We start from the raw sequence: 12,746 nt of genomic DNA on the forward strand, positions 1-12,746 counted from the left end.
AGCGCCCGGGGAACCGGGCGCTGGGTAATGCGTACTGAAAGAAAGTCCGGAACGGCGCGCGATATTTGGGATGCGCCACCGGCGGACGGGTCCCCGCCCCGGACCGGTCGATACGTCGAGCAAGCCGGGGCGGGTGGAATATGGCGGGTCCGGGTGGTGCCGGACCCGCTGCGCGCGGGGCCTAGCGTCCCTGGACGCTCAGGGTGGAATCCTGCGGATCCGCGGCGTCGGTGCGCGGCGCATCCTTGATGCGTAGCGCCAGCAGGAAGCCGATCACGCAGGAAGCGCAGATGATGATGTAGGCGGTGTTGAACGCTGACTCGGTGGAGACCATGGTTCCCTCCACGGTGGAGGAGGCCAGCGCGACGGTCAGCACCGTGGTGCCCACGGCCATGAAGATCGTGCGGGTCACCGTGTTGATGCCCATGCCCTCGCTGGTGTTCTCCAGCGGCACCGATTCGGCGACCAGGTTCGGGAACGCGGTGTAGGAGAACATGACGCCGATGGAGATCACGTAGGTGTTGATGATGAAGGTCAGCAGGTTGTTGTCGGCCCAGAACATCATCGAGTAGCCAATAAAGCTGATCACGATGCCGATCAGCAGCGCACGCCGGGCGCCCACGGCCGCGGCGACCTTGCCGCTGAACGGGGAGCCGACGAAGCTGAGCGTCGCGGCGCTGAAGATGATCAGGCCGCCCACGGCAGGCGAGACGCCCAGGCCGGCCGGGTCGGTGGCCGGGGCCAGCAGGATCAGCGGGGTCAGGATGCCCACCGCCACCAGCGGGCCGATGCCCAGCACCGCGGTGCACAGCTGGGTCAAGGCCATCTTGTTGGCCTTGAGCAGGCGCAGGTTGATCATCGGGTTGGAAACGCGCAGCTCCCACGCGACCCAGAGGGCCGCCACTGCCAGGCCGCCGAGCACGAAGCTCAGGGTCCGTCCGCTGAATACGCCCCAGGCGCTGGCGTTGGTCAGGCCGTAGAGCACCAGGGCCACGGCCGGCGCGAAGAGCAGGCCGCCGACGTAGTCGATGCCGCGGGCTTCGCCGCGGGCCACCGGGGAGGTCTTCAGCATGGTGATGACCATCAGCGCGGCGATCAGTCCCATGGCGCCGGAAACGATGAACAGCGCCTTCCAGTTGCCCAGTTGCAGCAGCACGCCGGCAATCAGGTTGCCGCCGGCGCCGGCCAGGAACGAGGACCCGGCGATCAGCGCGATCACGTTCGGCACCCTTTCCTTGGGCAGTTCCTGGCGGGCCAGGCCCAGGCACAGCGGCAGCGTCGCCCCGGCCACGCCCTGCAGCGCACGGCCCAGGATCACGCCTTCCAGCGAACCGAAGGTGAAGCTGATAATCGAGCCGACCACGGAGATCGCCAGCACGATCGCCAGCAGCTTCTTGCGCCCGTACATGTCGCCCAGTCGTCCGCAGACCGCGGCGGAGGCGGCGGCCACCAGCAGGAAGGCCGTCGCGGCCCAGCCGATGGCGGCTGCGTCGACGTTGAACTCGTGCATCATGCTGGGCAGCGCGATGAAGATCATCGCTGATTCAAAGGTGCCGACGAATTCGGCGACCAGCAGGACGCTGACAATTTTCGCGTAGCCAGGGAACTTGGCCGTTTTCGGTGAGGCATGCTGCCCGGAGGACGCCATGGCGCTTCCTTTTCTGTGCGGTGTGAGTGATGTACGCCCGCGGTGCATCGGTGGTTCCCGGGGCTTCCTTCCCGGGAGTGCGCGGATCGCCAAGCGTCCTGCGCGACGCAGTTAACTGCGTGGATCGGGGGCCGGATGCCGGCCGCCCTGCGCGAGCGTGAAATCAGTATGTTGCCGATCCGAAAACCGCTCCGCGCAAAGTCCCAGACAGTGGGATAAGAGGAGATCCTCGTCACATCCGCTTGGCACACTGAGTGCTGAAGCGTTGGCAACGAATAGGAGCAGGCATGGGTGTACTCGACGGCCGGGTGGCTTTGATCACCGGAGCGGGGCAGGGCGTAGGCCGCGGCATCGCCCGCGCATTGGCGTTCGAAGGAGCGCGGGTAGCGCTCGCCGGACGCACCGCGCAGAAGGTGGAAGACACGGCCGCCCAGATCCGCGCGGAAGGCGGAGACGCCCATGCGTTCACGTGCGACGTCATCGACCCGGAACAGATTGAAAAGCTGGTCGGGGACGTGGTGGAGCATTTCGGCTCCCTGTCCATCCTGGTCAACAACGCGCAGACCACCGTGCACGGACAGCTGCTGGACCTGGCGGAGCAGGACTACCTGCGCGGCATGGAATCCGGCCCGCTGGCCACCTGGCGCTTGATGCGCGCCTGCCACCCGCATATGCAGGGCAATGACGGCGCCATCGTGAACCTGGGTTCGGCCGCGGGCGTGCGGTGGAACCCGACCGGCTACGGCGGCTACGCGGCCGCCAAGGAAGCGATCCGCGTGCTGACTCGCACGGCCGCCTGCGAATGGGCAGCCGACGGCATCCGGGTCAACGCAATTCTTCCGCTGGCCACCTCGCCCTCCCTTGAGCATTGGGAGCGCATCAACCCGGAGGAAGCCCGCGAGTACATCGCGACGATTCCGCTGGGGCGCATGGGTGACACCGAGAAGGACATCGGCCCGGCGGTCGTGTTCCTCTGCTCGGAAAACTCCCGCTACATCACCGGGCATTCCCTGCCGGTGGACGGCGGGCAAGTGCTCATGCGCTGAGCAACCCTGCAAGACCCCCAGCTCGCTGCACCAAACAGGCCTTCACCGATGATGGCCCTGCCATCGGTGCGCAGCTACCCTTCGGCGGCACCTTACGGATCGCCGGCACCACACCAACGCAAAGGAGAAGCCATGTCCATTGACATGACCGAAATCACCGATTCCGAGCAGTTCGACGAAGTCCGCCTGATCGACGCGGGCAGCAACCCGACCCGCTTCGCCCGCGGCTGGCACTGCCTGGGCCGCTCCAAGGACTTCCGCGACGGCAAGCCGCACACCATCAAGGTCTTCGGCACCAAGGTCGTCATCTGGGCCGACACCAAGGGCAAGCTCAACGTGCTGGACGCCTACTGCCGCCACATGGGTGGCGACCTGTCCAAGGGTGAAATCAAGGGCGACGAGATCTCGTGCCCGTTCCACGACTGGCGCTGGGGCGGCGACGGCAAGTGCAAGGACGTGCCGTACGCACAGCGCGTGCCGCTGCGCGCCCGCACCGCCGCCTGGGAAACCATGGAGGTCAACGGCCTGCTGTTCGTCTGGAACGACCCGCAGGGCAACCCTCCTCCGGCTGACGTGACCATCCCGGAGATTCCGGGCTTCGGCACCGACGAGTGGAGCGACTGGTCCTGGAACACCTTCCTGGTCGAGGGCTCGAACTGCCGCGAGATCGTGGACAACGTGGTGGACATGGCGCACTTCTTCTACGTGCACTACCAGATGCCGCAGTACTTCAAGAACATCTTCGAGGGCCACGTCGCCGCGCAGCACATGCGCTCGACCGGCCGCGACGACATCCACACCGGCGTGCAGCTGGACATGCCTGACTCGGAGACCATCTCCGACGCCGCCTACTACGGCCCGTCCTTCATGCTGGACACCGTGTACACCGTTGCCGGCGACACCACCGTTGAAACCAAGCTGGTCAACTGCCACTACCCGATCTCGCAGGACTCGTTCGTGCTGATGTTCGGCACCTCGGTGCACACCATCGACGGCGTCACCCAGGAGCAGGCCAACGCCATGGCCGACATGTTCACCGAAGGCGTCGAGACCCAGTTCAAGCAGGACGTGGAGATCTGGAAGCACAAGACCCGCATCGAGAACCCGCTGCTGACCGCCGAAGACGGCCCGGTCTACCAGCTGCGCCGCTGGTACGAGCAGTTCTTCGTGGATGTCGAGGACATCACCGAGGACATGGTCGCCCGCTTCGAGTTCGAAGTGGACACCACCAAGGCACTGGAAACCTGGAAGGTCGAGGTCGCTGAAAACGTGGCCAAGGGCATCGTTCCGGAACAGGATCCAACCAAGGCCAAGGCCTAGCCTTTACCGACTAACCACGCACCCGGCGCATCGATGCAGGGGAAAAGTACTATCGGCCCGGAAACGGGCCAGCGAGGAGCACCTCATGAAACAGATCGATTGCCAGCAGTGCGGGACCGCCGTCCTGGTGGAGAAGTTCAGCATCCCGCACACCAGTGTGCAGTGGGTCAGCGATGCGGCGACCTCGTGCCCCCGCTTCGCCGAAGCCACGGCCGATGCCCGGGACAGCGTGTGCGGCACCACCGCACTGAGCTGCTCGTCATTGAGCCAGAGCATCGATGACGCGGTGCGCGAGGGCCGCCTGCCTATCAAGTCCCGCGTGGAGCCGGTCATCGGCGACGCGCTTGTCGCCGACGCCCTCTAGGAATTTCGGCGGCGCACCCGGCAAAGGGGCTCCCACCACGGTCCGCACCATGGTGGGGGCCCCTTGTCTCTGTTTGTTATCCCCTATCCCACCACCCGGCCTCGTGCCGCGAAAAGGATGAGCATGACCACGACAATTCCCGATCCGTTCGCCCCGGTCACCCTGGGCCCGGTGACGCTGCGCAACCGCATCATCAAGGCCGCCACCTCCGAGGGGCGCTCCCCCAAGGGCCTGGTCACCGACGACCTGATCGACTTCCACCTGGACTTCATCCGCGGCGGCGCGGGCATGACCACGGTGGCCTACTGCTGCGTCTCCCCCGAGGGCGCCTCGGCGCCGGGCCAGATCCTGATGAGCGAGAAGTCGCTGCCAGGGCTCAAGCGGCTCACCGACGCGATCCACGCCGAGGGCGGTGCGATCTCCGCGCAGCTGGGCCACGCGGGCATGGTCGCCTCCAAGAAGATCACCGGCGTGACCTCCATGGGACCGAGCAAGTTCGTGAACCCCTCCTCCATGGAATACTGCCGCGCCATCCGCCGCGAGGAAATCGCCATGGTCATCGAGCAATTCGGGGCGGCCGCCCGGATCGCGGTGGAAGCCGGCTTCGACGCCGTGGAGCTGCACTTCGGGCACAACTACCTGCCCAGCTCCTTCCTCTCCCCGCTGCTGAACCGCCGCAAGGACGAATACGGCGGCAGCATCGAGAACCGTTCGCGCTTCGTGCGCGAGATCGCCCAGCGCGTGCGTGCGGAGGTCGGGGACAAGATCGCGGTCATCGCCAAGATCAGCATGGACGACGGGCTGCCGGGCAGCATCTGGCTGAACGACTCGATCCGCACCGCGCAGCTGCTGGACGAGGACCGCAACCTTGACGCGATCGAGCTGACCCAGGGGTCCTCGATCATCCGTCAGATGTACCTGTTCCGCGGCGACGTGCCGGTCTCTGACTTCGCGGCGGTGGTGAAGGAACCGATGAAAACCGGCGTGCGGCTGTTCGGCAAGTTCGCCCTGGGCAGCTTCCCGTACAAGGACCTGTACATGCTGGACGCGGCGCGCCAATTCGTGCCGGTCATGAGGCACACCAAGCTGATCCTGCTCGGCGGCATCAACAACCGCGAGCACATCGACACCGGCATGCGCGAGGGCTTCGACTTCGTGGCCATGGGCCGCGGGTTGCTACGCGAGCCCGACTTGGTCAACCGCATCCGCGAGGATTCCACGGTCACCAGCCGCTGCATCCACTGCAACAAGTGCATGTACACGGTCTACGGGCGCACGCACTGCGTCATGGAGCCGAGCAGCCACCACGGTGCGCTGCCGGAAGCCGACTCGCCGTACGCGGCGGACCGCGAGCGGCTGCTGCCGCTGAGCAGCGTCGGCTAACCGTCCGCTCCGAGAGCATCGTGCGGCTGCCGCGGCATTCCTACCGCGGCAGCTGCACGAAGCCCTTCATCAAGACCCTCGCGGTGCGCAGCAGCGAGGTGTGCTCCAGCGTTCCGGCGCTGTCGAAATGCGCGGCGGCGGACACCGAGCCGGACGGCGTGCCCAGACGGATGGCTTCGCCCTGCCGGGCGCCGGCCAGCGCGGCGGGGATGCTGCCGGTAACCTGCGCCGCGGCCGCCAGGCACATGGCCCCGGTGCCCGGAACCGCCTTGTGCGTCTGCCCCATGGAAATCACCCGGATCACCAGGTCCGACTCCGCGGCATCGCTCAGCGTCCCGTCCAGCAGCGTCGCGGGAGCCGGGGCCGAGGCGAGCACGATCTTCGGCATCACCAGCGCGGCTTCCTCCGGCGTTGCGCACAGCCCCATGGCCGCCGCGCCGGCCCGGCGGATCTGCTCCAGCAGTTCCATCACGGGCTTGTTTGCGTCGATCTGCTCCGGGCTTTCGGTGCCTTCCAGGCCCAGCCGGGACGCCTCGATCACCACCGTGGGCAGCGCGGCGTCGACCAGGGTGACCGGGTAATCGTGCCCCGCGACGCGCAGCGTGTCCACCGGGTTGCCGGTGGGCAGCAACCCCGCGCTGCGGCTTCCCGCCGGGTCGGGGTAGCGCAGTTCAATGGGCGCGGCGGTGCCGTGCACCCCGGGCAGCGACAGCTCGCCGCCTACCGCGGCGCGCCCTTCGATGACAGTGAGGACCACCCGGACGATTTTCGCGGTATTCGTGTTATATAGCGTGAATTCCCGCCGACCGTCCCGGGCTTTGACCAGCCCTGCTTCCAGGGCGAAGGGAACCACACCGGAGGACAGGTTGCCGCAGTTCCCGGCGTAGTCGGTCTTCCCGGTATCCACCGCGACCTGCCCGAAGGTGTAGTCCAGGTCCACACCCTCGCGCTGCGAGCGGGAAACCACCATGACCTTGGACAGCGAGGAGATCCCGCCGCCCAGGCCGTCCAACTGGCGGCCGAAGCGGTCCGGGGAGCCCAGCGCCTCGGCGAAGACCCGGTTCCGGTCGGATTCATCCTCCGGAAGCCAGTCCTGAGCGAAAAACAGGCCCTTGCTGGTTCCGCCGCGGACGAATGCCGCCTCAATCCACTGCACGCAAACTCCTCATTGCCGTCCTCGCAGACCGCAATGCGGCCCCTGCGGCAATTCTAGGTGCGCTTCAGCCTCAGGCGTTCACCCGGTCCATGTCGTGCAGGAATTCAAGGAACTTGTCGGTGACCTGCGCTGCGCGCTCCATGGCGATCAGGTAGCCGCCCCCGGGCACGGTCTGCACCGAGCGCACGTCCTCGTGCTGTGCGTCGAGCTGCGCCTGGATGCCGTCGCCGTACTGTTCGGCCAGCTGCAGGTCGGTCTCCGAGCCCAGGAAGTAGTACGGGACATTGGTGCGTCCGGCGGCGCGGGCATTGCGGTATTCCCAGTTCAAATCCGCCACCCGGTACCAATTGATGCCGCCGCCGAAACCGCTGCGGGAGAAGTCGCTGACATAGGTTTCCAGTTCCCATTCATCCAGCCAGGACCAGGGCAGGGCCGGCGGCTGCGGCAGCGCCTGGCGGTAGGGGGTTCCCGGCGGGTTGGCGTACACCGCGCCGAAGTCGCCGTCGGTGGACAGCACGTGGAAGATCTTGGCGATGATCTCGCGCGGGTTCGCGTCGTAGTCGGCTCGGGCGCCCTGCGGGTCCACGTGGTAGTAGGCCATGTGGTTGAAGGCTTCCTTGCCGCGCTCGATTTCGGTGAGCGAAGGCAGCGCGTCGTAGTGCGGCAGGCCGGCGTATTGCAGGCCGATCAGCGCGCGCACCCGTTCGGGGTGTTCGGCGGCCAGGTCGTAGGCGGCGAACATGCCGTAGTCGATGCCGGAGACCACCGCTTGTTCCTCCCCCAGGTGGTCCAGCAGGCCCACCAGGTCCGCGGTGATGACATCGGCCCGGTACGCCGCAAGCTCTTCGGGCGCCTCGGTCTGGCCCATGCCGCGCAGATCCGGAGCCACCACGCGGTAGCCGGCCTCGGCGAGCGCGGTGATCTGGTGCCGCCAGCTGAACCAGGTGTGCGGGAAACCGTGCAGCAGCAGCACCAGCGGGCCCTGGCCTTCTTCCACGTAGTGCATCTGGATGCCGTTGATCCGGGCGTAGTGGTGGGTCCAGTTCCTCATGGGCTGCTCCTTCGGGGAAAGAAATCGACGGCGGTTACTTCGCGCCGCCCACCATTACATCCCGGCGCCATGGCGGGCCGAGCGGTGCATCCCGGTGGCCGGGACGCGCCCCGCGCCAATAACGAGCGCTTGGTTAGTTGTTAGGATGGAATTCGACTCCGCAGCGCCCGGCGCGCGGTGAATACCCGGAACCTCCTACACCTGCACCTTCTGCGAAAGAGCGACATATGGCTGAAAAGACCGCCCCGGCCCGACGGACTGTCATCCTCGACAACGCTGCCCGGCTCTTCGCCGAGCAGGGCATCGGCGGCACCTCGGTGCGCGAAATCTCCGCCTCGGTGGGCATGCTTTCGGGCAGCCTCTACCACCACTTCGCTTCCAAGGACGAAATGGTCGAGGAGATCCTGACCGAGTTCCTCGAGGAGCTGCAGGGCCGCTACCGCAGCGTCACCGATTCGGGCACCGAACCGCGCGAGGCGCTGAACCAGCTGATCCGCATCACCCTGGAAATCATCCGCGACTTCCCGTACGCCACGCAGATCTACCAGAACGAGGTCGCGTACATCCAGAAGCTGCCCAAGTCCACCGGTGCGCGCGCCATCAGCAGCGACATCGCCAAGCTCTGGGTGGAAGTCATCGAGCAGGGCATCGCCTCCGGCGTGTTCAAGAAGGACCTGGATGCCCACGTGGTGCACCGCCTGATCCGCGACGCCCTGTGGCTGACCGCCCGCTGGTTCTCCCCGTCCAAGAAGTACACGCTGGACCAGCTGACCAAGGACTGCAGCGCGCTGTTCCTCGACGGAATCGTGGCCTAGGTTTCCGCTGCTGCGCCCGGCTCCAGGCGCAGCTCGTACAGGACCGTGTCGATCCACTGGCCCGCCAGCGGGCCTGCCGGCGCCTGGGCAATGCGCTCCCGGCAGCCCACTTCGCGGAATCCCGCCTTGCGGTGCAGCGCCCTGCTCGCGTGGTTCTCCGCGAAGATGGCGCACTGGATCGTCCAATAACCCCGCGCCCGGGCCCGGGCGCCCAGCGCTCCGAGCAGGGCGGTGCCCACGCCCCGGCCCGCCTGCGCGGCGTCGACGTATACCGAATGCTCGATCACGCCGCGATAGGCCCAGCGTGCGGACACCGGCGACGCGGCAATCCACCCGATCACGGCACCGTCCCGGTCGACCGCGACCAGGCCCAGCTGTGCAATTTTTCGCGCCGAGAAGTCCTCCCAGGAAGGGACGGCGCTCTCGAAGGTGGCCAGCCCGCCGGCGACGCCCTGGCGGTAGATGCGTTCCACCCCCGGCCACTGCCCAGCGGCCATCGGGCGCAGCTGAACACCGGCGGGCGGCGTCACGCTCAAAGCTCCGAGATCAGCGCGGCGGCCTTGTCCAACGACCCCGGAACCAGGGTGTAATAGGCCCAGGTCCCGCGCTTCTCGCGGGCGAGCAGCCCGGAATCAACCAGGATCTTCAGGTGGTGCGAGACCGTGGGCTGGCCCAGCTGCAGCGGTTCGGTCAGATCGCACACGCAGGTGCCGTCCGCGGGCCCGTGCTTGACGATGGACAGCAGCCGCAGACGGTTCGGGTCGGCAATCGCCTTCAGCAGCCGCGCGGCCTCGCGTGCCCCGGCTTCGGCCAGCGCCGGCGCGGCACAGGCGGAACAGCAGGCCGCGCTCGCGGCGTCGTCCGCCACCGGGGTTGCCGTCATCTGGAGCACCTACCTAAATTGACATTCTTCGATATAAGTCATCATACTCGAACCGGAAACCTATATCGATGAACATCAATATTGCCTAAGGATGCTTCGTGCCACCAACGACAACTCCCGCTGCGCGCCGGGCTCCGGGGAAGCTCTCCACCCTGGACCGCTACCTGGCGGTCTGGATACTGCTGGCCATGGCCCTGGGTCTCGGCCTGGGCCGGCTGGTCCCGCAGCTCGGCCAGATCGTGGATTCCATCCAGGTCGCCGGCGTCTCGCTGCCCATCGCGCTGGGACTGCTGGTCATGATGTACCCGGTCCTCGCCAAGGTCCGCTACAACGAAACCGGGCGCGTGCTGGCCGACAAGAAGCTGATGATCACCTCGCTGGTGCTCAACTGGCTGCTGGCCCCGGCCTTCATGTTCCTGCTGGCCTGGCTGTTCCTCCCCGACCTGCCCGAATACCGCACGGGACTGATCATCGTGGGGCTGGCCCGCTGCATCGCCATGGTGATGATCTGGAACGACCTGGCCTGCGGCGACCGCGAGGCCGCCGCCGTGCTCGTTGCGGTCAACGCGATCTTCCAGGTGGTGGCCTTCGGCGTCCTGGGCTGGTTCTACCTGCAGGTCCTCCCCGCCTGGCTGGGCCTGCCGACCACCAGCGCGGAGTTCTCCGTCGGCGCGATCACGCTCTCGGTCCTGGTGTTCCTGGGCATCCCGCTGCTGGCCGGATTCCTCACCCGCACCGTGGGCGAAAGGGCCAAGGGCCGCGACTGGTACGAGGGCGCCTTCCTTCCCAAGATCGGCCCGTGGGCGCTGTACGGGCTGCTGTTCACCATCGTGCTGCTCTTCGCGCTGCAGGGGGACGCGATCATCAGCAACCCCTGGGACGTGGCCCGCATGGCCCTGCCGCTGCTGATCTACTTCGTTGTGGTGTTCGGCGCCGGGATGCTGATCGGACGCGCCCTGAAGCTGGGCTACGAGCGCACCACCACCCTGGCCTTCACCGCCGCCGGCAACAACTTCGAGCTGGCCATTGCGGTCGCCATCGCCACCTTCGGCGCCACCAGCGGCCAGGCCCTGGCCGGGGTGGTCGGCCCGCTGATCGAGGTGCCGATCCTCGTGGCGCTGGTCTACGTGGCGCTCTGGTCGCGCAAATTCTTCCCCGCCGCATCTTCGCCGCTGAAAGGCTGACCCATGAATACCAAGCCCTCGGTGCTGTTCGTCTGCGTCCACAACGCGGGACGCTCCCAAATGGCCGCCGCCTACCTGCAGCACCTGGCCGAAGGCCGGATCGAAGTCCGCTCGGCAGGTTCGGCCCCGGCCGACCAGGTGAACCCGGCCGCCGTCCAGGCCATGCAGGAAGAGGGCATCGACCTTTCCTCCCAAACCCCGAAGATCCTCACTACGGCGGCCGTGCAGGCCTCCGACGTCGTCATCACCATGGGCTGCGGGGACACCTGCCCCATCTTCCCCGGCAAACGCTACGAGGACTGGACGCTGGATGATCCAGCAGGCCAGGGCATCGAGCCGGTGCGCAAGATCCGCGACGAGATCCGCACCCGCATCGAACATCTCATCAGCGAACTTCTCCCACAGCGTTAGGAACCCCCGTGAACAACAGCCATCCCATCGTGATCATTGGCGCAGGTCCCATCGGACTGGCCGCCGCCGCGCACCTCAGCGAGCGCGGAGAGCAGTTCCTGGTCCTCGAAGCAGGCGAAGCTGCCGGGGCGTCCATGCATGAATGGGCGCACATCAAGCTGTTCTCCCCGTGGAAATTCAATGTCGACGCGGCCGCCCGGCGGCTGCTGGAAACACCGGCGGGAAGCTGCCTGGGCGACTGGGACATGCCGCGGGAAACCTCCCTGCCCACCGGCGGCGAACTGGTGGAGCACTATCTGTTGCCGCTGGCCGCGCACCCCGCCCTGGCACCCTCGATCCGCTATCTGCACCGCGTCATCGGCGTTTCGCGCGTCTTAGACGACGGGATCGGCCTGGACAAGACCCGCACGGCAGGTCGCGACCAGGCGCTGTTCCTTGTCCGCACCCAGTCCCCCGAAGGCATCCGTGACGTCACCGCCCGTGCGGTGATCGACGCCTCCGGCACCTGGAATACCCCCAATCCCGTCGGACGCGCGGGGCTCGAAGCCCCGGGCGAGGCAGAAGCCCGCTCCCGCGGCGCCATCACCTCGCCGCTGCCCGATCCGCTGGGCGCGGACCGGGACGCCTTCGCAGGCAAAACGCTGCTGGTGCTCGGCGCCGGGCATTCGGCGGCGAACACCCTGATTTCCTTGGGCCGGCTGAAGAGCGCCCAGGCGGACACGAAGATCATGTGGGGACTGCGCGGAACCGCCAACCCGGTCAAGCTCTACGGCGGAGGCGCGGCGGACCAGCTCCCGGCCCGCGGGCAGCTGGGCACCAGCCTGCGCCGCCTGGTCGATACCGGGCAGGTCGACCTCATTGAAAACCTCTCCATCGTGCGCCTGGAAAACGGCGAGCGCACCCTGGTCGTGGGCGCCGACGGGCGGGAACTGCACGTGGACTACATCGTTCCGGCCACCGGCTTCCGCCCGGATCTGTCGATCCTCTCCGAGCTGCGCCTGGAGATGGACCCCGCGGTGGAAGCCCCGCGCGAACTCGGGCCGCTGATCGATCCGGAGTTCCACAGCTGCGGCACCGTCAGCGCGCACGGGGAGCGCGTGCTGTCCCACCCGGAGCCGAACTTCTACATTGCCGGCATGAAGAGCTACGGCCGCGCCCCGACCTTCCTGATGGCCACCGGCTACGAACAAATCCGGTCCATCGCCGCCCATCTGGCCGGCGACCTGCAGGCCGCCGCGAGCGTCCAGCTCTCCTTGCCGGAGACCGGGGTCTGCTCCACGGATCTCGGCGGATCCTGCGATGCCCCGGCCCAGGACGCCTCGGGCTGCGAAACTGGCCAGCCGGAGCCCGAATCCTGCTGCGCGTCGCCGCAACCGGTCACCTTGGGTTTCCCGACCGGCACCCTCCACGGAAACAAGGGCCTGGTGAAGTAGGTCCGCTCTCCGAAGCTCCGCTGGATGAACCATCGGCCGGCATTGCTTGCAC

The 12,746-nt window shown here is 67.1% G+C and carries 13 protein-coding genes; 8 read left to right on the plus strand and 5 right to left on the minus strand.

Annotation, left to right across the window (positions count from 1 at the left end; translation table 11 throughout):
- Positions 1 to 181 precede the first annotated feature (181 nt).
- A complete protein-coding gene (locus tag ACTX90_RS17310) occupies positions 182 to 1,648 on the minus strand; it encodes an MFS transporter (RefSeq protein WP_443442573.1) in 1,467 nt (488 codons plus the stop codon).
- Positions 1,649 to 1,935: 287 nt separating this feature from the next.
- On the opposite strand from ACTX90_RS17310, the gene ACTX90_RS17315 reads away from it, so the two are divergent.
- The 4 genes from ACTX90_RS17315 to ACTX90_RS17330 all read left to right on the plus strand — a co-directional run bounded on the left by ACTX90_RS17315 (position 1,936) and on the right by ACTX90_RS17330 (position 5,761).
- Positions 1,936 to 2,694 (plus strand): SDR family NAD(P)-dependent oxidoreductase, encoded by a 759-nt coding sequence (locus tag ACTX90_RS17315; protein WP_113607357.1) that lies wholly within the window; start codon positions 1,936 to 1,938, stop codon positions 2,692 to 2,694.
- Between the two features lie 132 nt (positions 2,695 to 2,826).
- Positions 2,827 to 4,014: a 3-ketosteroid-9-alpha-monooxygenase, oxygenase component gene (locus ACTX90_RS17320; protein ID WP_197413501.1), complete on the plus strand. Its 1,188-nt coding sequence runs from the start codon at positions 2,827 to 2,829 to the stop codon at positions 4,012 to 4,014.
- Positions 4,015 to 4,099: 85 nt separating this feature from the next.
- On the plus strand, positions 4,100 to 4,378 hold the full coding sequence (locus ACTX90_RS17325) for a hypothetical protein (RefSeq protein WP_047120458.1): 279 nt from the start codon (positions 4,100 to 4,102) through the stop codon (positions 4,376 to 4,378).
- A 123-nt stretch (positions 4,379 to 4,501) separates the two neighbouring features.
- Positions 4,502 to 5,761: an NADH:flavin oxidoreductase gene (locus tag ACTX90_RS17330; protein WP_443442574.1), complete on the plus strand. Its 1,260-nt coding sequence runs from the start codon at positions 4,502 to 4,504 to the stop codon at positions 5,759 to 5,761.
- A 40-nt stretch (positions 5,762 to 5,801) separates the two neighbouring features.
- On the opposite strand, the gene ACTX90_RS17335 is transcribed toward ACTX90_RS17330, so the two are convergent.
- Together ACTX90_RS17335 and ACTX90_RS17340 are read right to left on the minus strand one after the other, a co-directional pair.
- Complete coding sequence (locus tag ACTX90_RS17335; RefSeq protein WP_443442575.1) at positions 5,802 to 6,917, minus strand: PrpF domain-containing protein; 1,116 nt, start codon at positions 6,915 to 6,917, stop codon at positions 5,802 to 5,804.
- Positions 6,918 to 6,987: 70 nt separating this feature from the next.
- Positions 6,988 to 7,968 (minus strand): alpha/beta hydrolase, encoded by a 981-nt coding sequence (locus ACTX90_RS17340; protein ID WP_113607354.1) that lies wholly within the window; start codon positions 7,966 to 7,968, stop codon positions 6,988 to 6,990.
- Positions 7,969 to 8,195: 227 nt separating this feature from the next.
- On the opposite strand from ACTX90_RS17340, the gene ACTX90_RS17345 reads away from it, so the two are divergent.
- On the plus strand, positions 8,196 to 8,783 hold the full coding sequence (locus tag ACTX90_RS17345; RefSeq protein WP_204676051.1) for a TetR/AcrR family transcriptional regulator: 588 nt from the start codon (positions 8,196 to 8,198) through the stop codon (positions 8,781 to 8,783).
- On the opposite strand, the gene ACTX90_RS17350 is transcribed toward ACTX90_RS17345, so the two are convergent.
- Together ACTX90_RS17350 and ACTX90_RS17355 are read right to left on the minus strand one after the other, a co-directional pair.
- Positions 8,780 to 9,280: a GNAT family N-acetyltransferase gene (locus tag ACTX90_RS17350; RefSeq protein WP_443444047.1), complete on the minus strand. Its 501-nt coding sequence runs from the start codon at positions 9,278 to 9,280 to the stop codon at positions 8,780 to 8,782. The genes ACTX90_RS17345 and ACTX90_RS17350 overlap by 4 nt on opposite strands.
- A 35-nt stretch (positions 9,281 to 9,315) precedes the next feature.
- Positions 9,316 to 9,666, minus strand: a complete 351-nt coding sequence (locus ACTX90_RS17355; RefSeq protein WP_204676052.1) for an ArsR/SmtB family transcription factor — start codon at positions 9,664 to 9,666, stop codon at positions 9,316 to 9,318.
- A gap of 188 nt (positions 9,667 to 9,854) precedes the next feature.
- Here ACTX90_RS17355 and arsB point away from each other — a divergent pair, with 188 nt between their 5' ends.
- Genes arsB through ACTX90_RS17370 form a run of 3 tightly spaced genes read left to right on the plus strand, consistent with a single transcriptional unit; the run spans position 9,855 to position 12,694 of the window.
- Positions 9,855 to 10,850, plus strand: a complete 996-nt coding sequence (arsB, locus tag ACTX90_RS17360; RefSeq protein ID WP_443444048.1) for an ACR3 family arsenite efflux transporter — start codon at positions 9,855 to 9,857, stop codon at positions 10,848 to 10,850.
- A 3-nt stretch (positions 10,851 to 10,853) separates the two neighbouring features.
- On the plus strand, positions 10,854 to 11,261 hold the full coding sequence (locus ACTX90_RS17365; RefSeq protein ID WP_047120465.1) for an arsenate reductase ArsC: 408 nt from the start codon (positions 10,854 to 10,856) through the stop codon (positions 11,259 to 11,261).
- Positions 11,262 to 11,269: 8 nt separating this feature from the next.
- Positions 11,270 to 12,694: an FAD-dependent oxidoreductase gene (locus ACTX90_RS17370; RefSeq protein ID WP_443442576.1), complete on the plus strand. Its 1,425-nt coding sequence runs from the start codon at positions 11,270 to 11,272 to the stop codon at positions 12,692 to 12,694.
- Positions 12,695 to 12,746: the final 52 nt, after the last annotated feature.

The sequence above is a fragment of the Glutamicibacter soli genome, from assembly GCF_052322135.1.
Lineage (GTDB): Bacteria > Actinomycetota > Actinomycetes > Actinomycetales > Micrococcaceae > Glutamicibacter > Glutamicibacter soli.

Coding starts and splice junctions, on each gene's coding strand:
- ACTX90_RS17310 (WP_443442573.1), bottom strand. CDS start 1,648: ATGGCGTCCTCCGGGCAGCATGCCTCACCGAAAACGGCCAAGTTCCCT.
- ACTX90_RS17315 (WP_113607357.1), top strand. CDS start 1,936: ATGGGTGTACTCGACGGCCGGGTGGCTTTGATCACCGGAGCGGGGCAG.
- ACTX90_RS17320 (WP_197413501.1), top strand. CDS start 2,827: ATGTCCATTGACATGACCGAAATCACCGATTCCGAGCAGTTCGACGAA.
- ACTX90_RS17325 (WP_047120458.1), top strand. CDS start 4,100: ATGAAACAGATCGATTGCCAGCAGTGCGGGACCGCCGTCCTGGTGGAG.
- ACTX90_RS17330 (WP_443442574.1), top strand. CDS start 4,502: ATGACCACGACAATTCCCGATCCGTTCGCCCCGGTCACCCTGGGCCCG.
- ACTX90_RS17340 (WP_113607354.1), bottom strand. CDS start 7,968: ATGAGGAACTGGACCCACCACTACGCCCGGATCAACGGCATCCAGATG.
- ACTX90_RS17345 (WP_204676051.1), top strand. CDS start 8,196: ATGGCTGAAAAGACCGCCCCGGCCCGACGGACTGTCATCCTCGACAAC.
- ACTX90_RS17350 (WP_443444047.1), bottom strand. CDS start 9,280: ATGGCCGCTGGGCAGTGGCCGGGGGTGGAACGCATCTACCGCCAGGGC.
- ACTX90_RS17355 (WP_204676052.1), bottom strand. CDS start 9,666: ATGACGGCAACCCCGGTGGCGGACGACGCCGCGAGCGCGGCCTGCTGT.
- arsB (WP_443444048.1), top strand. CDS start 9,855: ATGGCCCTGGGTCTCGGCCTGGGCCGGCTGGTCCCGCAGCTCGGCCAG.
- ACTX90_RS17365 (WP_047120465.1), top strand. CDS start 10,854: ATGAATACCAAGCCCTCGGTGCTGTTCGTCTGCGTCCACAACGCGGGA.